This window comes from Christensenella intestinihominis (assembly GCF_001678845.1).
In the GTDB taxonomy this organism is placed as follows: Bacteria; Bacillota; Clostridia; order Christensenellales; family Christensenellaceae; genus Christensenella; species Christensenella intestinihominis.
In genome coordinates, this window is the sequence record NZ_MAIQ01000010.1 from 30,302 (window position 1) to 49,482 (window position 19,181).

21 protein-coding genes are annotated in these 19,181 nt (G+C 55.0%); 5 read left to right on the forward strand and 16 right to left on the reverse strand.

Going from position 1 to position 19,181, the window contains the following annotated elements:
* Positions 1-22 precede the first annotated feature (22 nt).
* Positions 23-613, reverse strand: a complete 591-nt coding sequence (locus BBD38_RS12055; RefSeq protein WP_066688577.1) for an ECF transporter S component — start codon at positions 611-613, stop codon at positions 23-25.
* Positions 614-835: 222 nt separating this feature from the next.
* Here BBD38_RS12055 and BBD38_RS12060 point away from each other — a divergent pair, with 222 nt between their 5' ends.
* Positions 836-1,339 (forward strand): TspO/MBR family protein, encoded by a 504-nt coding sequence (locus BBD38_RS12060; RefSeq protein WP_082989659.1) that lies wholly within the window; start codon positions 836-838, stop codon positions 1,337-1,339.
* 71 nt (positions 1,340-1,410) lie between these two features.
* Here the strand turns inward: BBD38_RS12060 and BBD38_RS12065 are convergent, their stop codons facing one another.
* The 8 genes from BBD38_RS12065 to BBD38_RS12100 all read right to left on the reverse strand — a co-directional run bounded on the left by BBD38_RS12065 (position 1,411) and on the right by BBD38_RS12100 (position 9,253).
* Positions 1,411-2,571, reverse strand: a complete 1,161-nt coding sequence (locus BBD38_RS12065) for a saccharopine dehydrogenase family protein (RefSeq protein ID WP_066688579.1) — start codon at positions 2,569-2,571, stop codon at positions 1,411-1,413.
* Positions 2,568-3,671 carry a 2-aminoethylphosphonate--pyruvate transaminase gene (gene phnW, locus BBD38_RS12070; protein WP_066688584.1) on the reverse strand — a complete coding sequence of 368 codons (1,104 nt, stop codon included), beginning with the start codon at positions 3,669-3,671 and terminating at the stop codon, positions 2,568-2,570. The genes BBD38_RS12065 and phnW overlap by 4 nt, the downstream gene beginning before the upstream one ends.
* Before the next feature lie 14 nt (positions 3,672-3,685).
* Positions 3,686-4,456, reverse strand: coding sequence for a phosphonoacetaldehyde hydrolase (gene phnX, locus BBD38_RS12075; RefSeq protein WP_066688585.1), 771 nt, complete (start codon positions 4,454-4,456; stop codon positions 3,686-3,688).
* Positions 4,446-6,116: a putative 2-aminoethylphosphonate ABC transporter permease subunit gene (locus BBD38_RS12080; protein ID WP_066688587.1), complete on the reverse strand. Its 1,671-nt coding sequence runs from the start codon at positions 6,114-6,116 to the stop codon at positions 4,446-4,448. The genes phnX and BBD38_RS12080 overlap by 11 nt, the downstream gene beginning before the upstream one ends.
* 7 nt (positions 6,117-6,123) lie before the next feature.
* On the reverse strand, positions 6,124-7,113 hold the full coding sequence (locus BBD38_RS12085; RefSeq protein ID WP_066688590.1) for an ABC transporter ATP-binding protein: 990 nt from the start codon (positions 7,111-7,113) through the stop codon (positions 6,124-6,126).
* 108 nt (positions 7,114-7,221) lie between these two features.
* Entirely contained in the window at positions 7,222-8,370 is a 1,149-nt protein-coding gene (locus BBD38_RS12090; RefSeq protein WP_066688594.1) for a putative 2-aminoethylphosphonate ABC transporter substrate-binding protein, read from the reverse strand.
* Positions 8,371-8,579: 209 nt separating this feature from the next.
* The gene (crcB, locus tag BBD38_RS12095; RefSeq protein WP_066688595.1) at positions 8,580-8,945 is read right to left on the reverse strand and encodes a fluoride efflux transporter CrcB; all 366 of its coding nucleotides are present in this window, start codon (positions 8,943-8,945) and stop codon (positions 8,580-8,582) included.
* Positions 8,942-9,253 (reverse strand): hypothetical protein, encoded by a 312-nt coding sequence (locus tag BBD38_RS12100; RefSeq protein WP_066688596.1) that lies wholly within the window; start codon positions 9,251-9,253, stop codon positions 8,942-8,944. The genes crcB and BBD38_RS12100 overlap by 4 nt, the downstream gene beginning before the upstream one ends.
* Before the next feature lie 294 nt (positions 9,254-9,547).
* On the opposite strand from BBD38_RS12100, the gene BBD38_RS12105 reads away from it, so the two are divergent.
* The 4 genes from BBD38_RS12105 (at position 9,548) to BBD38_RS12120 (ending at position 13,486) form a co-directional block, all read left to right on the forward strand.
* A complete protein-coding gene (locus BBD38_RS12105; protein ID WP_066688597.1) occupies positions 9,548-10,933 on the forward strand; it encodes a glycine--tRNA ligase in 1,386 nt (461 codons plus the stop codon).
* Positions 10,934-11,030: 97 nt separating this feature from the next.
* Entirely contained in the window at positions 11,031-11,822 is a 792-nt protein-coding gene (locus BBD38_RS12110) for a class I SAM-dependent methyltransferase (protein ID WP_066688598.1), read from the forward strand.
* 115 nt (positions 11,823-11,937) lie between these two features.
* Positions 11,938-12,987, forward strand: a complete 1,050-nt coding sequence (gene cobT, locus BBD38_RS12115) for a nicotinate-nucleotide--dimethylbenzimidazole phosphoribosyltransferase (protein ID WP_066688600.1) — start codon at positions 11,938-11,940, stop codon at positions 12,985-12,987.
* Between the two features lie 7 nt (positions 12,988-12,994).
* On the forward strand, positions 12,995-13,486 hold the full coding sequence (locus BBD38_RS12120; protein WP_066688604.1) for a hypothetical protein: 492 nt from the start codon (positions 12,995-12,997) through the stop codon (positions 13,484-13,486).
* A 333-nt stretch (positions 13,487-13,819) separates the two neighbouring features.
* Here BBD38_RS12120 and BBD38_RS12125 read toward each other — a convergent pair whose 3' ends face one another.
* The 7 genes from BBD38_RS12125 to BBD38_RS12155 form a co-directional block, all read right to left on the reverse strand.
* On the reverse strand, positions 13,820-13,999 hold the full coding sequence (locus BBD38_RS12125; RefSeq protein ID WP_066688606.1) for a hypothetical protein: 180 nt from the start codon (positions 13,997-13,999) through the stop codon (positions 13,820-13,822).
* Positions 13,941-15,161, reverse strand: coding sequence for an FGGY-family carbohydrate kinase (locus BBD38_RS12130; RefSeq protein WP_066688608.1), 1,221 nt, complete (start codon positions 15,159-15,161; stop codon positions 13,941-13,943). Before BBD38_RS12130 ends, BBD38_RS12125 begins: the two co-directional genes overlap by 59 nt.
* A 13-nt stretch (positions 15,162-15,174) precedes the next feature.
* A complete protein-coding gene (locus BBD38_RS12135) occupies positions 15,175-15,840 on the reverse strand; it encodes a 2-oxo acid dehydrogenase subunit E2 (protein ID WP_066688610.1) in 666 nt (221 codons plus the stop codon).
* The gene (locus tag BBD38_RS12140) at positions 15,833-16,075 is read right to left on the reverse strand and encodes a biotin/lipoyl-containing protein (RefSeq protein WP_066688611.1); all 243 of its coding nucleotides are present in this window, start codon (positions 16,073-16,075) and stop codon (positions 15,833-15,835) included. The genes BBD38_RS12135 and BBD38_RS12140 overlap by 8 nt, the downstream gene beginning before the upstream one ends.
* A gap of 19 nt (positions 16,076-16,094) precedes the next feature.
* The gene (locus BBD38_RS12145) at positions 16,095-17,069 is read right to left on the reverse strand and encodes an alpha-ketoacid dehydrogenase subunit beta (protein ID WP_066688613.1); all 975 of its coding nucleotides are present in this window, start codon (positions 17,067-17,069) and stop codon (positions 16,095-16,097) included.
* Between the two features lie 12 nt (positions 17,070-17,081).
* A complete protein-coding gene (locus BBD38_RS12150) occupies positions 17,082-18,086 on the reverse strand; it encodes a thiamine pyrophosphate-dependent dehydrogenase E1 component subunit alpha (protein WP_066688618.1) in 1,005 nt (334 codons plus the stop codon).
* Between the two features lie 92 nt (positions 18,087-18,178).
* Positions 18,179-19,162 carry an ABC transporter permease gene (locus tag BBD38_RS12155; RefSeq protein WP_082989661.1) on the reverse strand — a complete coding sequence of 328 codons (984 nt, stop codon included), beginning with the start codon at positions 19,160-19,162 and terminating at the stop codon, positions 18,179-18,181.
* Between the last annotated feature and the right edge of the window lie 19 nt (positions 19,163-19,181).

The window sequence follows — 19,181 nt, forward strand, 5'->3', positions numbered from 1 at the left end:
TGGGCGCGCCGCCTTCGCGCGCTTATTCCGCCTGTTTCTGTTCCGCAGGGGCCGCATTTCCAATAGCCGGCACCGTTTTTTTCAGGGCGCGTACGATGGGCGGGCACAAAAGCGCCGCCACCACCGCTTCAATAATCCCGTTGAGGAGCGCCACCGAAAGGATAATGCCGCTTGCCACAATTCCGGAAAAGAACGCGTACAGGAACCCGAGATAGAGCACCGTGTTCGTAAGCGACCCTGCCACCGCCGCAACCCCGATATTAAGGAGCTCTTTTTTCGAGCGCATCGCGCGGTATACAAGTGCGACCACAAAGGGGATCAAAAGACGCGGCACAATGATGTTTATCATCAGCAGCACCGGGTTCGCCGCGAGCAGCGTCGGGCCGAATACATCGCCCGGAATCTTCGCGATGCTGGTGACCGCAAAGAGCGCCGCGAGCGCAAGGCCCGCTTTCCATCCGAGGGTCAGCGTCCCGATGATAACCGGCAGGCACATCAGCGTAATCACGATGCCGAAGGGCGTCTGGATGTAGCCGATGGGCGTAAAGCCGAAGATCAGGGTGATGGCGATTAAAATCGCCGTCAGGGTCAGCGTTCTTGTTTTTGTTTTCATGTTTACCTCCGCTCGAGTTCCGCGCACGGCGGATACCCTACCTTAGTGAATTTTTATGGAACGCGGTTTACCCGTGCGCTTCGCGGTTATCATAACCCTACAAAAAGCGATAGCGCCGGATACGTTTCCAATTATTTATTATATCGCAGGAAGGCGCTACATTGCAAGGAATTATCAAAGGTTCCGGGATTCTTTTCCCGGAGGAAAAGGGGAAACAGGATTATGTTCGTAATGACTTATCGAATGGAAGAAGAAAAGCATGAAAAAAATATACGTACCGTAAGGATGATCGCGGCGGTGGCCGCAACGGCGGCGGGCGCGGTGGCCGCGAGCCTTTCAACGGACACCTCTTCCGCATGGTACGAGGGACTTACGCTTTCGCCCCTCCAGCCGCCGCCGTGGGTATTTGCGGCGGTATGGACGGCCTTATACGTCCTGATTGCGGTTTCTTTTGCCCTCGTGGTCTCGAAAAGGCGCGTTTGCGGCCCGGCAGTGATCGGTTTTATCATCAACATTGTGCTGAATGCGTTGTGGTCTCCCATATTTTTCCTGGCGTACGCACCCGGTCCTGCGCTGGCAGTTATGGCCGCCCTGATTGTAAACCTTATTATTTTGATGCGCAACGTTTCCCGCGTGAGCCGCCCCGCGTTCCGTATGCTGGTTCCTTACCTCGTCTGGCTCGGCATCGCGGCAATCCTCAATATATCCGTCCTTGTCCTGAACTGACGTTTCCTTCAAAACAGGAAAAAGGCTGCCCCGTCTTCACTTTACCGGGGCAGCCTTTTTTTCTGTTGCCGTCACACCGTTTCCCATTGTTCGCGGACCAGGATATCCCTCTTTTTAAGCGCGTCTATAACCTCCTGCGGACGGAAGGCGTCTTCGGGGATCAGCACACCCGGTTTCCCGGCGCCGCCTTTGGCCAGTATTTCCGCCGCAATGGCAAGCGGGATGCCCACATTGCGCGTATAGGCGCGCAGGCCTTCCCATCCGGGCACGCTGCCGTCCGAGGCGGGATGGGTATGGGTCAGTATTGCGCGTGTTTTCCTGCCGTCCACGGTTCCCACAACCTCGATGTGCAGCGCATAGCCGTAAAGCGCGGTGGTTTTGCCCTGCTCGCTGTTTAAAAGGTAGCCGCCGATCAGGTCCATGAGGCCGGCGGTTTCATTTCCCACCCGTACCTCCGGGTTTTTGAGTATGCCATAATCATACAGGCCGCGGACAAGCGTCATGTTCTCTTTGGGCCATGTGCCGCGCACCTCGACCAGGCGCACGCCTTTTTCCTTTAAGGCCTGCGAGAGGGTAAGCGTTTCCGAATGCGGGATGATATACTGCTCCGTTTCCCCGTAGGGCTCCGGGAGCATCACTTTGCGTGGACGGGCAAAGGGCGGCACCTGCTTATATTCCCCGTCTTCAAACACGATGCGGCCGGGAAGGTCCGGGTCGTATTCATAGGTGGTGGTTTCGGTGATGGATTTTGAGAACGCGAACGGACGGAACGCGCCGTGCGACACATAAACTTCCTCCACCGTATCCATTTTGTTCGCCGCGTACATTGCCATCATCTGCGTCACGCCGGGCGTCATGCCAAAACCGGGAACGCATGTTTTTCCCGCCTGACGGAACAGGTCCGCCCACTGGTTTTCCTCGCCGAAACCGTTGAGGTTGACCCCGTGGCAGCCCGCTTTGGCGATGCACTCCGTGGATTTTCCATTGAGGGTGATCTGCGTGCCGTCCATCACCACGTCGTATCCCTTCATCTTTTCCGCGGTTCCGTCCACATCCGTTACGTCTGAAAACACCACGTCCACGCGCGGATCATTAAGCCATTCCTTCACGCGCTGCGCTTCGGCAACATCGTAGTCGCCGATCGTAATCCGCTCAAAATCCGAGTGCTGCGTAAGGTCATACACCGATTCGCGGCAGATACGCCCCGCGCCGCCCAGACAAAATACTTTCATTGCATTACCTCCCAAACAATTTCCGTTAATTTTTTTATATCACGCGGATAAACCTCGCCGATCGTCCCGATACGGAACGTATCCTCCTGCGAAATTTTCCCCGGATAGAGCACATAACCCCGTTCTTTTATGGCTTCATAAAACCAGTTGAATTCAAAATGCGCCGCCGGGTAGCGGAAGGAGGTGATGACAGGCGACTGTATCTCCGGCGGGAGCAGCGTCTCAAAGCCCGCATGCTCCATTCCTTCCACAAGGGCGCTGTGGTTTTCGCAATAGCGTCCATACCGTGCGGCGACGCCGCCTTCGTCGTCAAGCTCAATGAGCGCCTTTAAAAAGGCCCGCACCACATGCGTGGGCGAGGTGAAGCGCCATTTGCCCGCCGCATCCATGCACCTCCACTGGTCGTACAGGTCGAGGGAATGGGACCGGGCGTTGCCCCCGCATTCCTCGAGCCGCGCACGGTTTGCAATCACAAAGGCAAACCCCGGGACGCCCTGGATGCATTTATTTGCGGAACTGATGAGGAAATCGATGCCCATTTCGCCGATATCCATAGGGATGCCGCCGAACGAGCTCATCGCGTCTGCGATAAAAATTTTGCCGTATTGCTTTGCAACCCCGGCAATTTCGCGCAGCGGGTTGAGGATGCCCGTCGTGGTCTCGCAGTGGACCATCGCGACATGCGTAATGGCCGGGTCCCTTTCCAGCGTTATTTTTACCTCGCTGACGCCGGGAACGGCCGTTTCAGAGTATTCAAGCACCGTATGGCTGATTCCAAGCACCTCCGCCATTTTTTCCATCCGCGCCCCATAGGCGCCGTTGGCAATGATGAGCAGTTTCCCGTCCTTCGGTATCACGCTGCCAAGACAGGCTTCCACGGCAAACGACCCGCTTCCCTGCATCAGCACGGCGGTATATTCCTCCGGCTGCCGCGCCGCGAGGCGAACCAGCTTGCGGCGGATTGCCTGGACAATTTCTTCATTGTAATCCCTGTCCCACGTGCACCAGTCGCGCAGCAGCGCCGCGCGCACACCCTTTGAGGTGGAAAGCGGCCCGGGCGTGAGCAGCAGGTAGGGATTATCGGGAATGTTTTCGTACATGGCGTAACTCCTTTCTATCCTTCCAAAAACGCGGCGAGCTCGGTAATATCGTTTAAGACCACGTCTGCCCCGGCATCCAGGAACGCCCGGCGCGCCTTTGCGCACGCTTCCGTTTTGGTGGCTTTGTCCGCGCGTTCCCATTCGGTGAGCGTCCATCCGAGCATGCTGGAACCCTTGACGACGCCGACGGAAATGCAGCCCGCGTTTTTTCCCTCGCGGATATCCGCCGCGGTATCGCCTACCTTGACCACGTCAAGCACATTTTTTACCTCGAGCTTGCGCAGGTTTTTCCAGATCATGTACGGATAGGGCCGCCCCATCCCGCATACGTCGTCCGGCGTGACGACACAGTCCGGCGCGTAGCCGTATTCCTTTGCTTTGGCGGCGACGATTTCCATCATTTCCGCCGTATACCCGGTTGTGGAGCCGATCTTTATTCCCTTTTCGCGCAGCAGGCTAACCGTTTCGCATACGCCGGGCAGCGGCTCGGTGAAATTTTCGAGCACTGCAAAAAGCTCCGTTTCAAAGGCGTCATATATCCTTTGGATATCGTTTTCATCGGATGCGCGTCCATATTTTTCCGCGAATTCCGCCGCGAGACGTTCGCCCCGGAGCATTTTTTTGATGTGGTCCCACTTTTTCATGCCCATAGGGGCGCGGGTTTCTTCGATTGTCGGCCGCAGCCCCGCACGTTCAAACGCTTTTTTGAATGCAGCCACGGGCGCAAAGCAGCCAAAATCTATGGTTGTGCCCGCCCAGTCCAGTATGACAGTCTTATAATTCACTTTCTTTTGCCTCTTTTCTTTTTGGTTTTTTCAGGCGTCTGACCGCAAGCTCGTACACTGCGCGAACGCCCACGTTGACAGCGAGGATCAACAGGCTCATGGCGGCGGCCTGCGCGAAATCCCCGGACTCCTCCATGTGGGTGATGGCAATGGACGCGACCTTGAAATTGGCCGAATACAGGAACACCACCGCCGACACCGTTACCATGGAATTAACAAAATAGAACATAAACATTTCAAGGATTGCCGGAAGGGACAGGGGAACGCTGACCTTGAAAAAGGTTTTATACCACGGCACCTTCATGCTTTCCGACACGTTTTCATATTCCCCGTCCAGCTTCCTGAGCGCGCCCGACGCCGTTACGAAAGGTACGGCATAGAAGTGCAGCATGTTGGCAAGCACGAGGATGCCGATTGTCCCGTAGACAAAATTCAGCGGATTGTTTTTTGCGTTGAAAAAGAAAATAAACGCCAGGCCGATCACCATTCCCGGAAGCGCAATCGGCAGCGCGGAAAGCACGCGGCCCGCCTTTTTGAGCGGCCCCATGCCCCTGCCCTTTTCGATCAGGTAGGCGTATACGAACACAAAGACGGTGCCGAACAGCGCCGAGAAAAAGCTCATGGAAAGGGAGTTTAAAAAGCTCGCGAACCCTCCTGTCGACTGGTTGAACACAAAATTCTGCAGGGTGAAGCCCATGTCGTACGGGTAGTATTTGACAAACGCGCCCATGACGAGCACCGCCACCATCAGGCCGAAAAAGCCCACGATGAACCAGCAGACCACGCCGAGGGCCGCATCCCGTCCGCGTGATTTTTTGATCCGCAGGGGAATTGCCCGGGCGCTTACCGTACCGTCCGTCTTTTTGCTGGTAATGCGGTCCACCGCAAAATTGAGCACCGCCGGAATCAGCAGCAGCGTGCCGATCACCGCGCCCATATTCATATTGAACTGGCCCGCCACCTGTTTATAGATATCTGTCGCGAGCACATTGAAGCTGCCCCCGAGCACCTTGGGCGCGCCGAAATCCGTGAACGCAAGCGTGAAGCACACGAACAGGGAGCTGATGAGCGTATATTTCACCTCGGGCAGCGTGATACGGAAAAAGCCCTTCGCCGGGCCGCAGCCCATTGAATCCGCCGCCTCGTACAGCCGTCCGTCCGCGAATCCGAGCGCGATATCGAACATCAGAAACGCCTGCGGGAAGGTATACACGATTTCCGACAGGATGATGCCCGTGCGCCCGTAAAGGCCGATATCCCAGCCGAGGCCGGTAACCAGGCCCTGGTTCCCGAACAGGTAAACGAGCGCCAGGCCGTGCACCACGGTGGGCATGAAAATCGGCAGGAGCGCCATGTATTTCAGGAAGGTCTTGCAGCGCAGGCGGCTGCGGCGCAGCGCATAGGCAAAGGCAAAACCGAGGATGGTGCTGAGTACCGCCGTCCACAGCGAGATATCGATGGTATTTCCCACCGATACGGAAAGGGCGGGCGTCGTAAAATATTTCGCATAATTCGCAAGGCCCACGAAATCGCCCGTGCTGTTGAGGAACGCCTTCGAAAACAGGCTCCCGAGCGGAAGGATCATGATGACCACAAAAAAGAACGTCAGCGCGACCATCAGCATCCATTGCCCGGGATTCCGGAATAATTTCTTTTTCATAGGCACCTCACGCGGGATAGCGGACGAAATGCTCTTCCGGGATATGGAAGCAGCATTTCTCCCCGCTGCGGACGCCAAGCCCGTCCGCCTCCCCGGACGGGATATCCGCGCAAATTTCAAGCCCGCCGCGCAGTCTGCCGTATACGCGCGTCTGTGACCCGCGGAATTCAAGCCCCATGACCGTCCCGATCCAGTGGGTATCGTCTTCACGGAACAGGTCGCGCCCCACCGTCACATTTTCCGGGCGCACGCCGAGGAGCGCGTTTCCCCGCTCGTAAAAATTCATCGTGCCGATAAAGCCCGCCACAAAAGGACTTCCCGGACGATTATAGATTTCATGCGGCGTTCCCGTCTGTTCCACCACCGCATTGTTCATGACCACAATTTTATCCGCCATGGTAAGCGCCTCTTCCTGGTCGTGCGTAACCATAATGGTGGTGATGCCGAGGGTCCGCTGGATGCGGCAGATTTCCGCGCGCAGCTTTACGCGTACCTTGGCGTCGAGCGCCGAAAGCGGTTCGTCGAGCAGCAGGTATTCCGGACCCGGCGCAATCGCGCGGGCAAGGGCCGTCCGTTGCTGCTGCCCGCCCGAAAGCTGGCTGGGATATTTTTTCCGGTGGTCAAGGAGGTCCACCATGCGGAGCACCTCCGTAACCCGGAAGCGTTTTTCTTCCTTATTTTTATTCTTTTGCCCGGACAATCCGAACAGGATATTTTGTTCCACCGTCATATTGGGAAACAGGGCGTAGGACTGGAACACCACGCCGAAGTTCCTTTCACGCGGCGGCAGCGCCGTGCAGTCCCTCCCGTTGATGACAACCTTGCCCTCCTCCGGCATTTCAAGGCCCGCAATGATGCGCAGCAGCGTCGTTTTTCCGCAGCCGGACGGCCCGAGGATGCATACAAGTTCCCCTTTTTCGACCGTAAGATTGATATTTTTAAGAGCGGCCTGTTTTTCAAACCGTTTATTTACTTGTTCAATTTGCAGAAAGCTCACTCAAATCCTCCTCCCCGATGCAGGCGCCCCTTAAATGGGCGTCCCGGCCCATGTATATAAGGCAGGCGCGGGTTTCCCCGCGCCTTTCCATTTTCTGTTTCAGCCGGTTTAGGAGGCGGGCTCGGATTTTGCGTCGAATTTTTCCATCCAGGTGTTGAGGATTTCTTCACGGTTCGAGGCCGCCCATGAAAAATCGTTATCAATAAGCTGGTCGAGCGGGTCTCCGTCGTAGCCCTCGTAAGTGCCGTCGCCCCCGGTTGTGATGATCGGGTAATTTTCCTTATAGAGGTTCATGGCGTCGTCCGAAATTGCCCAGTCGAGGAAGGTTTTCGACGCGTCCTTGATCCCGTCCTTTTTCATCAGCGCATTGGCCTCGAGGTCCCAGCCCGAGCCCTCGGACGGGAAGATCACCTCTACCGGCGCTCCCTTCGCCTTCTGGCTCAGGCCCGCGTATCCGAAGCTGATGCCCACCGCGGTTTCTCCCGCTGCCGCCATCTTGGCCGGTTTGGAGCCGGAGTGCACATACTGGGAAACGTTTTCGTCAAGCTTTGAGAGGAAATCCCAGCCCTGCTCCGGCGTATCTTTGCCGTTTAATTGCAGGATTGCGGACACCGTGAGGAAGCCCGTCCCGGAGGAATTGGGGTTGGACATGACGATATGGCCTTTGAATTCCGGCTTTAAAAGGTCTTCGTACGACGTGATTTCGGGAAGGCCCAGTTTTGCCGCTTCTTCCGTATTGACGACAATTGCGGTTTCCCACGCGTCGATGCCCACCCATGTGGGCGTCTCTTTATCCGACTTGAACTGCGGAAGGATGCGGTCCACGCCCTGCGGCGCGTATGGCTCGAGCATCCCCTGGTCGTCAAGCACCATCATGGAGGAAGCCGCCGTGCCCCACACTACGTCCGCCTGCGGGTTGTCTTTTTCCGCGAGGAGCTTGGCGGTGATGATGCCCGTGGATTCGCGGACAACGTTTACCTTGATGTCGGGATAGGTTTTGTTGAACTCTTCGAGGTAGGCGGTGACCTGCTCGTCCTCGAGCGCGGTATAGACCGTAATTTCACCGCTTGCGGCGTCCGGGCCGTTATCCCCAGGTTCGGCCTGCGCCGGAGCTTCGGATGCGGCGGAAGCCTTCCCCGCCGGTTCCTGGGCGCTGCTTTCAGCCGGAACCGCGGCCCCGGACGCACACGAGGCAAGGAACAGGGCGCCAAGCGTCATCATGCCTGTCAGTACGAGTGTGAGTAATCTTCTTTTCATATGTTCTCTCCTTAAAAATAAATTTAAAATCGGTTACTGGGGTTCAGTATACCGGGCCGGTGTAAAACCCATAAGAAGGGTTTGTGTGAGTTGCGTAAAATGAAAGTAAAATGGCGGCGCGGCATACATACAGGCGCGCAAAAAAACCGCATGGGATTTTCCCATGCGGTTTTTGGCGCCGGATCAATAAACGGACCGGGACAGCTTTCCTATATCGCCCGGATCATAAGCCGCCCAAGCCATGCCGCAAACACGCAGGCCACGACGGAAAGAAGGATGTTCAGGAGCGCAAAGGCGATATTCCCTCCTTCAAGGAGGCGCAGGGTTTCAAGGGAAAAGGTCGAAAAGGTGGTAAAGCCCCCGATAATTCCAAGCATTACCATTCCGGCGACGCGTTCGTCCACGTTCCATTTCAGCGTCATCTGGAATACCATTCCAATACAAAAGGAGCCGATAAAGTTCACAAGAAGCGTTCCCCACGGGAAGCTGCCGGAGAAGCTTTTCGTAAGGAAACTCATTCCATAGCGGCATACGGCCCCGATAAAGCCGCCGGCGCCTACCAAAAGAACCGTCATTCCCCGTCCTCTTCCTCTTCCTGTCGGCGGCGTTCCGCATCCGCCCGCCGCATTTCTTCCGTATATTCCTCGTCCGGAATGTTTTCCATATAGCAGTTCATCCCGCACTGCGGGCAGGAGAGCAGGCGGTCCGTTCCCTGCCGCGAGGCAAAGAAGGTGCGCATGCCCGCCACCTTAAACCGCGCGCCGCAATGCGGGCACTTAAAATGCCGTTTTGTTTGTATCCTGCAATAAAGCACGATGCAGACAATAAAAATCACAAGTGTCGAGCATACCGTAATAATGCCAAATAACCCAATTCCGTTCATGGAATTCTCCTTATTCCTGTTTTTCACCTTTAGTATACCACAGAGGCGGGGCATCCGGAACGGAAATAAACGGTTTCCAGCGAAAAAGAGGCTTGAATTCCGCCTTTAAACTTGGTATGATTGTGTCAATAACTTGAATAAGGCGCGTTTTGCGGGTGTGGCGCCCCGCGCAGTATGGAACGCGCGCAATGAAGGCGGGTTTTTTTAACCAATCAGGGTGGAACCGCGGAAGGTATTCTTTCGTCCCTATTCCAAGGGATCGGAAGATTTTTTTTACTAAATTTTGGGAGGAAAATGATGGAAAAGACAATGGACAAAATCGTGGCGCTCGCGAAGGGGCGCGGCTTTGTGTATCCCGGCTCGGAAATCTATGGAGGGCTTGCGAATTCATGGGATTACGGCCCGCTCGGGGTGGAATTCAAGAACAACGTGAAGCGCGCCTGGTGGCAGAAATTCGTGCAGGAGTGCCCGCATAACGTGGGGCTTGACGCGGCGATCCTGATGAACCCCGAGGTGTGGGTTGCGTCCGGCCATGTGGGCGGCTTCAACGACCCGCTGATGGACTGCAAAAGCTGCAAGGAGCGTTTCCGCGCGGATAAGCTGATCGAGGATTATGTGGCGGAAAACGGGATCGATATCGGTCCGGTGGAAGCGATGAGCAAGGAGGATATGGAAGCGTTCATCGCGGAGCACATTGTGTGCCCGTCCTGCGGGAAAAATGATTTTACGCCCATCCGCCAGTTTAACCTGATGTTCAAGACCTTCCAGGGGGTGAACGAGGACACGGCCGCGCAGATTTACCTGCGCCCCGAAACCGCGCAGGGCATTTTCGTCAATTTCAAAAACGTACTGCGTACGACGCGCCGCAAAATGCCTATGGGCATCGGACAGATCGGCAAATCGTTCCGCAACGAGATTACGCCCGGAAACTTTATTTTCCGCATCCGTGAATTTGAACAGATGGAGCTTGAATTCTTCTGCAACCCGAAGGAGGAATTCGAGTGGTTTAATTATTGGAAGGATACCTGCCACAACTGGCTCCTTGCCCTTGGCCTCAGCGACGACAACCTGAAGCTGCGCGACCACGCCAAGGAAGAGCTTTCGCACTATTCCAACGCGACGACGGACATCGAATACCGGTTCCCCTTTGGCTGGGGCGAGCTGTGGGGCATCGCGGACCGGACGGATTTCGACCTTAAGGCGCATATGAGCCATTCCGGCGAGAGCCTTGAATATCTTGACCCTGTAACAAACGAGAAATATGTGCCCTACTGCATCGAGCCGTCACTCGGCGCGGACCGTGTAGCGCTCGCGTTCCTGTGCGAGGCCTATGACGAGGAGACGCTGGAAAACGGCGACACGCGCACCGTGATGCATTTCCATCCGGCGCTCGCGCCCTTCAAGGCCGCGGTGCTGCCCCTGCAAAAGAAGCTTTCGGAAACGTCGGATAAGCTGTTCGCCGACCTTGCGAAGCATTTTAACGTGGACTACGACCTTGCGGGCTCCATCGGCAAGCGTTACCGCCGGGAGGATGAAATCGGCACGCCGTACTGCGTGACGGTGGACTTTGAATCCCTCGAGGACGGCTGCGTAACCGTGCGTGACCGCGACACCATGGCGCAGGAACGCATTCCAATGGAGGGCGTCCGGCAGTTTATCGAGGACAAACTCGTATTTTAAAAGGATTCACAAAAAGCGCATACAAAAGTATGCGCTTTTTTATAAAAATCCATATAGGAAAACTGCATAGAAAATCCGGGATTTGGGGAGAGCGCCCATGGAAATAAAAAATAAAAAAATTGACAATGGCGAGGCATTCGATTGGGGAAAGGCTTCAACTGATTACGCAAGGTACAGGGATATTTATCCTGGCATCTTCTATGAGAAAATTATAAACCGCGGCCTGTGCCTGAAGGGTCAGAGGGTATTGGATTTAGGGACGGGAACGGGCGTTCTGCCCAGGAATATGTATCGGTATGGAGCGGAATGGACCGGGATAGATATTTCCGATATGCAGATTGCACAGGCAAAAAGAATGGCCGCCGGGTTGCAGCAGGAAATTCAATATTTTAATATAGGAGCGGAAGAGATTGACTTCCCGGACAGTTCCTTTGATGTGGCGACCGCCTGCCAATGTTTTTGGTATTTTGACGACCGGAAGCTGGTTCCCAAGCTATCCCGGATCATAAAGGAAGGCGGGAAATTACTTTTATTATATATGGCGTGGCTGCCGTTTGAGGATGAGATTGCCGGAATGAGCGAGGCCCTTGTATTGAAGTATCGCCCAAACTGGTCGGGCGCCGGGGAAACCATGCATCCGATTACGGCGCCCGAATACGTATATGAAGCGTTTGAAGCCGTATACCACGAGGAATATGAAATCGATGTTCCCTTCACCAGGGAAACATGGAACGGAAGGATGAAAGCCTGCCGGGGGATCGGCGCTTCCCTGCCGCGCGAAAAGGTTGCGGAATGGGAAAACGAACATAAATTGTTGCTCGAAAAAATCGCGCCTGAAAAATTTTCCATAAAGCATTATGCAGCCATGTTGGAGCTGAGGCGGAAATAGCAAGGGGCCGATAAATTAAACCTGTAAAAGTTGAATTACAGGAAAAAAGTATGGCATACTAAATATAACCAATTCCTGTTTTTAGACGATTCGCAGACGAAAAGGAGGACGTTTTATGGATTATACGGATATACTGCCCCTGGATGAAGACGCCATGGCCGCGGCGCGCGAGCGGGTGGACTCCCTGTCGAAGCCCCTGGGCAGCCTCGGGCAGCTGGAGGAGTATGCGGTAAGGCTCGCGGGCATCCGCGGTTTTATGGGCGGAACCCTTGCAAGGCGCGCCGTGCTTGTATTCGCGGCGGACAACGGCGTTTACGGTCAGGGGATCACTCCGGTGCCGCAGGCGGTCACTCCCATGCAGACCATCAACATCGCAAACGGAATTGCGGGGGTAAACGCGCTGGCGGCGCAGGCGGGCGCGGAGGTTTTCGTCTACAACGTGGGCGTCGCGCAGGAGCTGAAACGCAAAAACATCATCGACGCGCTGGTGATGCACGGCACGAACGATATGACCTATGGCCCCGCGATGACGCGCGCACAATGTGAAAGGGCCATGAAAACCGGATATGAAGCCGCGGCGGCACGCGAGGGTTACGACGTGATCGGCCTTGGGGAAATGGGGATTTGCAACACCTCTACCACGGCTGCCGTCGCGTCCGTGCTGCTCGGGAAACCGGTTTCCGCCTTAACCGGCCGGGGCGCGGGCATTACGGACGGGCAATACGAAAAAAAAATATCGGTCATCGAGAAGGCCATCGAGGTGAACAAACCGGATGCGAGCGACCCGGTTGACGTGATTGCCAAGGTCGGCGGCCTCGATATCGCGGCGATGACGGGCGCATACCTCGCGTGCGCGCATTACCGGGTCCCGGTTGTGATCGACGGTTTTATTTCCGTGTGCGCGGCGCTGTGCGCGATGCGCATTTCCCCCGCGAGCGTATCTTATATGTTCGCATCGCACAAAAGCGACGAGCAGGGCTATACGGCGATTGCGGAGGCGCTTGGCCTTGCCCCCGCGCTGACGCTTGGCATGCGTCTTGGCGAGGGAAGCGGCTGCCCGCTGATGTTTTATATCCTCGAGGCTTCCCTGCGGATGCTGGAGGACATGGGAACCTTTGCGGAAGGAAGCATCGACCCTTCCGAATTTGTCGACCTGAGGAAATAGGAGTGCCATGAAACGCGAAATCAAGCTGAAGGTCCTGCGCAACTGGCGGTTCGTGCTGGAATGGGCGACATTCGCCGGAATCATCTGCATGACCGCAACATTTGCGCTTACGGCAAGCATTTTGCCCATGCCCGCGCCTCCCGTAGGCGCGGACGGGCTGGTGGCCAAATATGGAATGCGCACCGTACTGTTTATCCTGTTCGCCCTCGGCGGCGGCCTGTGCGGGCTTTTGTTTTTGCTGTCGCGTTTTCCGCGCCTGTACAAATATCCGGTGAAAATCAACGCGGACAACGTGGAGCTCCAGTACCACATTGCAAAAATTGCGTTATGCGCCGGGCAGCTGATTGCCGTCGTGGTGACATGCGTCCTGATGCTGCGCGTATATAACCAGAACATTACGACTGATTCCGCCGATTTCCGGGATATGCTCATTCAATCGGGAATTGCGGGCTGCGCGGTATATTTCATTTATTTTTTAACCGCGCGGAAATTCCGGTAAGCGCCCGGTATAAAAAACACGCCGCAGTGCCTGCGGCGCGAGCTTGTCGAAAAAGTCTCGCCGCTACGCGGCTGGACACTTTTTCGAGGTTGCGGCGGTTTTGCTGTCAGGCTGTGCATGACGGCCGCAAAACCGCCATATGAGCGGACTTGCGGGCGCGCATGTCGCCCTTGCACCCCAGGGCACCCTCTCTTCCGGCGTTACCACGCCGGAATTCACCTTGTCCGCGATTATAAATCAAGGGCCTTGCCCCTTGACAATCCCTGCTGAAAGGTTTTTTGACAGCCTGACACGCCGCAGTGCCTGCGGCGCATTTTCATCCTGCATATTTTATTACGTGTCTTTTCGGACCAGCATATTGACCGCATCCGTCCAGCCCGCGTACAGATGCCTGCTCTGTTCTTCGGACATTTTTGCATGGTAAATACCGCAGTCGTTTCCCAGGCTGCCGATTTCATCCCGGTCCTTCCACAGGCCAATTCCCAGGCCGCCCGCATATGCCGATCCCGGCATCCTTTCCCATTGCTTCCGTAATATCCTTCAATTGATATACCGTCGATTCCAGGCCCGCGCGCACAATATGGTTCCGGTTGGTGCTCCTTTGCATCCCGCACAGCATGGCGCGCACATTGCTGTTCCAATGCGGCGCATTGATCCCCGCAAAAGCAGGCACCAAATACACGCCCTCCGTATCGCCGGCCTGCAGCGCCATCTGTTCGGATTCTTCACTGCTTCCAAGCAGTTTCAGGTCGTTCTCCATCCACCGGATCACGTCCCCGGTAAAATTCGCGGTTCCTTCAAGAGCATATTCCACCTCGCCCTGCAGCCCCCACGCCACTGACGTCCCTATTTTATACTTGGACAGCACGGGCTGTTTCCCGATATTCATCATGACCGACATTCCGGTGCCAAACGTACATTTTACCATTCCCGGCTTCCAGCACTGCTGTGCAAACAGCGCGCCGTGGGAATCCCCCATCACTCCGCACACAGGGACCGGCCGGGGGAGCACCCCTTCCGCCGTCGTATAGCCGAAAACCTCATCCGAAAATTTCACCTCGGGCATCCTTACTTCGCTGAGCCCGAACAACTCCAACAACCTTTCGTCCCATTTGAGGGTATGGATATTAAACAGTTGGGTCCTCGAGGCGTTGGAATAATCCGTCGCGTGTTTTCCCGTCAGCTTCCATATCACCCAGCTGTCCATCGTTCCAAACAGCGGATGTTTTCCACATTCGGCATTTTCAAAAATCCACGCCGCTTTCCCTGCGGAAAAATATGCGGAGAGCACGAGCCCCGTCGCCTTTGTGATCTCGTCGCTGCGGGACGAGATTTTTTCACGCTTCACCAATTCCGCCGCACGCGCGCAATGCCACACGACAGCGTTATGGACCGGCCTGCCGTCCTCTTCCCAAAGCATTACCGTTTCGCGCTGGTTCGTAACTGAAACCGCCAGCACGTCTTCCGGTGAAACGCCCGAATCCGTTATAACCTCGCGGATTGCGCCGATGAGGTTATGATATATCTCCACCGGATCATGCTCGACCCATCCGTCCCTGGGATAATATTGCCTGTGCGCCCTGTCTCTCCGGCAAATTACATTCGCATATTGATCGAATAGGATCGCTTTGGTTCCCGAAGTGCTTTGATCGATCCCCAAAATATAGTTTCCCATTGCTGACATCTCCTCAAAGTAAATTCTCCGGCTCTTCAAGTAAAACGATAAAATCGGCCATAAACCTCGCAAGGTCCGCGCCCGCCGTTATCCGGTGATCCGCGCTCAGGCGGACGTTCATTTGTTTACCGCAAACAATAGTTCCGTTTTTGACAACCGGAACGTCCCTCATTCGCGCAAGCGCCATGATGGCGGCCTGGGGCGCATTCACGATTGCCGTGAACGCGCTTACGGGGAACATTCCAAGGTTGCTGATTGTGAACGTTCCGCCTGCAAGCTGCTCCAGTGTAAAATTGCCGCGCTTTGTCTTTTCCTTGATCTCTTCCATGCATTCATGTAATTCGCGGATCGTTTTATCCGCGGCGTCGCGGATCACCGGGACAAGCAATCCCTTTCCCGTATCCGCCGCCACGCCGATGTTGACGCCCTCATGGCAGAGAATATGATCCTGCCCGAAGGATGCGTTTATCCCCGGGTGCTTTTTGAGGCAGAGCGCCGCCGCCCGTACAATCAATGTCGTATAGGAGGTTTTAAAGGGCAGCCCTCCCCGGAATTTTATCATCGGGCGGCAATCGATTTCCCCCTCGATATTAAACTGGGGCACGCCGTCCCAGCTTTCCGTCATATGCCGCGCCATGCTCTTTTTCATGGGGGTAAGCTTTATTACCGTATCACTCATCTGTCTGAATCCACGCGATGGTTTTAGTGATCTCCACCGTATCGCCTTCCTCGGCAAGTATTTCCGTCAGGGTCCCCGCAACGCTGGATTTCACTTCGGTCGTCGCTTTATCCGTCTCAATCTCAAGCAGCACATCGTCTACTTCCACATGGTCTCCAACCTTTTTGACCCATGTGCTGATTGTTCCTTCCTCCATGTCCAACCCGATTTTTGGCATAATCACTTCTTTTTTCATCTTCGTTCCATCCTTTCTTTCAATCCGTCAATATACGATGCGCCGCTTCAAGAATATTCCCGCTGTCCGGCACAAAACAGCTTTCCAGGTTCGGCCCGAACGGTACGGGTACAAACGGCGCGCCCACACGGCAGACCGGCTTTTTCAGGTTTTCAAAAGCCGCCTCCTGTATTTCCGCTGCGATTTCGCCCCCGAAGCCGCCTTTTTTACAGGCCTCATGCACAATTACGACGCGTCCGGTTTTTTTTGCCGACCGAACGACCGTATCCGCATCAAACGGCGTAAGCGAACGCACGTCTACCACCTCCGCGGACACTCCCTCCGTTTCGAGCTGCTCCGCAGCTTTGAGCGCCTGGTTCACCATCGCGGAATAAGCAACGATCGTGATATCCTCTCCCTGCCGCTTGATATCGCAGGTATAATCGCACTCGTACGGTTCTTCCGGCACCTCGCATTTCACTTTATAAAGCGCCTTGTGCTCAATAAAAACGACGGGGTTATTGTCGCGGATCGCATGCAAAAGCAAGCCTTTTGCGTCATAGGCATTGGAGGGCATCAGCACCCGTATCCCGGGAATGTGGCTCAGCATGGCTTCAAGGGACTGCGAATGCTGCGCGCCGTTTCCAAGCCCCGCCCCGCCCTGCGTACGGATTACAAGCGGAAGGCTTACCATACCGCCGTACATATACCGTATTTTTGCCGCCTGGTTCAATATCTGGTCAAATGCCACGCCGATAAAATCGACATACGACAGCTCCACAACCGGGCGCAGGCCTGTCATTGCGGCCCCGACCGCCAGCCCTACGATCGCCGACTCCGAGATTGGCGTATCCAGCACGCGCTTTTCCCCGAAATTTTCCAGCAAACCGTAAGAGCAGCGCAGTTGCCCGCCATATACCGCAATATCCTCTCCCGCCGTAAAAATCCGCTCATCACTGTTGAAAGCGATATGAAGCGCTTCGTTCACCGCTTCCCGCATCGATAGTTTTCTCATTCTCGTTCCTCCTCAGGCCATTTTCCACGGCTTCCATACGATTTCCCCGAATGACGGGTCGTACAGGTCGTTCGTCAGGTCTTCTTCCGCCGGAAATGGGTCCCCCTTCGCCGTTTCCGATGCCTCCAGCACTTTTTGTTTTTCTTCCTGCTGTATTTTACGGATTTCTTCCTCTGTTACCCCGTAATCATCCGTCAGTATTTTCCCGGCATAATCGATCGGGTCCTTTTTCTTCCATGCTTCCACTTCTTCTTTTGTCCGATAGTTTTCATTATCCCCAAAATAGTGGCCGCTCATGCGGTAGGTCGCCATTTCCATCAGCACCGGCCCCCCGCCTGCGCGCACCTCTTCCGCCGCGCCTGCAAATTCCCGGTATACTTCATCCAATTTGTTTCCATCCACGGTGACGCCCCTGATCCCATACGCTGCCGCGCGGTCCGCAAGCCGTTTTATGTTTGTGGATTTTGATACGTTCATCGAAATTCCATACTGGTTGTTCTCGCATACGAAAACGACCGGCAGTTTCCAGATCGACGCTAAATTCAGCGCTTCGTGAAACGCCCCTTCGTTGCTCGCCCCGTCTCCGAAAAAGCAAACGACGATCCTTCCGTTATTTTTGTACTTCGCCGTAAAAGCGGCCCCTACGGCAATGGGGAGGCCTCCGCCCACGATTCCGTTCGCCCCCAGCATTCCGGTTGAAAGGTCCGCAATGTGCATCGAACCGCCTTTTCCCTTGCAATACCCGGTTTCCCGCGCCATAAGCTCCGCAAACATTTTCCTTAAATCGGCTCCCTTGGCCACGCAATGCCCGTGCCCGCGATGATTCGATATAATGTAGTCCTCTTTTTCAAGGTGGGCGCACACGCCCACCGCAATTGCTTCCTGCCCGTTATAGGTGTGGATCGCCGCCCGGGTCAGATTCATTTTTGCAAGCTCAATCGCTTCCTTCTCAAATTCGCGAATCTGTATCATTTGAGAATATAATTCCAGCATAAGCTTTTTATTTAATTCCCGCATTTTCAAGTTCTCCTGTAGAATCGTTCGGAAAAAGCGCACAGAAATACGCCTTCCTTATAATCGTTATAACCGTTCCGTCTGCCGTTCCGGTTTTATTTACTCAATTGTTTATTCCTGTGCATCGTGCGCAGCGCGTCGATCGCTACTGCGAGAAGAACCACACCGCCCGTCATCACGGCTTCCCAATATTGGGATACGTTAAGCATTACGATGGAATTGGAGAGCAGCTGCATCAGAAGCGCCCCCACCAGCGTCCCTACGACCGTTCCGACTCCGCCGTCCATGGACGTTCCCCCAATGACCGCAGCCGTGATGGAGCTCATGACCCATGTTTCGCCGATCGTCGGCTGGCCGGAATTATACCGGCAGGCCACCATAATGCCGGCAAAAGCCGACAGCCCTCCCGAGATCAGGTATACATTGCGCTTGCGCGCTTCCACCTTCACCCCAACCAGCCGCGCCGCGGCATGATTTCCGCCGATTGCAAACAATTCCCTGCCAAACGGCGTGAATTTCAATATATAGGCCAGCACCGCCACTGCCGCTATAAATATTAAGGTTGGAACGGGTATCGCGCCTAGCATTCCCTGGCCCATCGCCAGCACATCGCCCGTAATACCGGATATGGTATAGCCTTCCGTAATAACCAGGACAAAGCCGTACCCGATATTGCTTACCGCCAGCGTCACAATAAACGGGTGAAGGCGAAGCTTCGTAATCAGGAGCCCGTTGAGGTATCCGATTCCGCAGCCTATCGCCGTGCACAATATTACGGCAAGCACCGGGTTCATGCCCAGGGTCGTCATGCACAGGGCAAAAAATATTCCGCCCAGGCAGGCTGTCGAGCCAATCGACAGGTCGATACCGGCAATAATAAGCACCAGCGTTTGCCCCAGCGCAGCGATTCCAAAAAATGACATCTGCTTAATAATGATGCCGATGTTGTACGAATTAAGAAAGTTCGGTGTAGCAAATGTCAAAATCACGCTGAACAGCAGGATGAACAGCATCAGGAACAGGATCGTAGAAACATTCTGGTTCATGCTGAATTTGTTTCTTATTTTTTTGGTTTCCATCGTACTTAAAGTCTCCTTT

Bases quoted from the DNA above. Each gene is read 5' to 3' on its own strand.
- BBD38_RS12145 (WP_066688613.1), bottom strand. From the start codon at position 17,069: ATGAGAAAACTATCGATGCGGGAAGCGGTGAACGAAGCGCTTCATATC.
- BBD38_RS12130 (WP_066688608.1), bottom strand. From the start codon at position 15,161: ATGGGAAACTATATTTTGGGGATCGATCAAAGCACTTCGGGAACCAAA.
- crcB (WP_066688595.1), bottom strand. From the start codon at position 8,945: ATGACGGTTCTTTTGGTAGGCGCCGGCGGCTTTATCGGGGCCGTATGC.
- BBD38_RS12090 (WP_066688594.1), bottom strand. From the start codon at position 8,370: ATGAAAAGAAGATTACTCACACTCGTACTGACAGGCATGATGACGCTT.
- BBD38_RS12155 (WP_082989661.1), bottom strand. From the start codon at position 19,162: ATGGAAACCAAAAAAATAAGAAACAAATTCAGCATGAACCAGAATGTT.
- BBD38_RS12105 (WP_066688597.1), top strand. From the start codon at position 9,548: ATGATGGAAAAGACAATGGACAAAATCGTGGCGCTCGCGAAGGGGCGC.
- BBD38_RS12080 (WP_066688587.1), bottom strand. From the start codon at position 6,116: ATGAAAAAGAAATTATTCCGGAATCCCGGGCAATGGATGCTGATGGTC.
- BBD38_RS12125 (WP_066688606.1), bottom strand. From the start codon at position 13,999: ATGCCGGGATCGGCATATGCGGGCGGCCTGGGAATTGGCCTGTGGAAG.
- BBD38_RS12150 (WP_066688618.1), bottom strand. From the start codon at position 18,086: ATGCGGGAATTAAATAAAAAGCTTATGCTGGAATTATATTCTCAAATG.
- BBD38_RS12110 (WP_066688598.1), top strand. From the start codon at position 11,031: ATGGAAATAAAAAATAAAAAAATTGACAATGGCGAGGCATTCGATTGG.
- BBD38_RS12055 (WP_066688577.1), bottom strand. From the start codon at position 613: ATGAAAACAAAAACAAGAACGCTGACCCTGACGGCGATTTTAATCGCC.
- BBD38_RS12120 (WP_066688604.1), top strand. From the start codon at position 12,995: ATGAAACGCGAAATCAAGCTGAAGGTCCTGCGCAACTGGCGGTTCGTG.
- BBD38_RS12135 (WP_066688610.1), bottom strand. From the start codon at position 15,840: ATGAGTGATACGGTAATAAAGCTTACCCCCATGAAAAAGAGCATGGCG.
- BBD38_RS12060 (WP_082989659.1), top strand. From the start codon at position 836: ATGTTCGTAATGACTTATCGAATGGAAGAAGAAAAGCATGAAAAAAAT.
- phnW (WP_066688584.1), bottom strand. From the start codon at position 3,671: ATGTACGAAAACATTCCCGATAATCCCTACCTGCTGCTCACGCCCGGG.
- BBD38_RS12065 (WP_066688579.1), bottom strand. From the start codon at position 2,571: ATGAAAGTATTTTGTCTGGGCGGCGCGGGGCGTATCTGCCGCGAATCG.
- BBD38_RS12100 (WP_066688596.1), bottom strand. From the start codon at position 9,253: ATGAACGGAATTGGGTTATTTGGCATTATTACGGTATGCTCGACACTT.
- cobT (WP_066688600.1), top strand. From the start codon at position 11,938: ATGGATTATACGGATATACTGCCCCTGGATGAAGACGCCATGGCCGCG.
- BBD38_RS12140 (WP_066688611.1), bottom strand. From the start codon at position 16,075: ATGAAAAAAGAAGTGATTATGCCAAAAATCGGGTTGGACATGGAGGAA.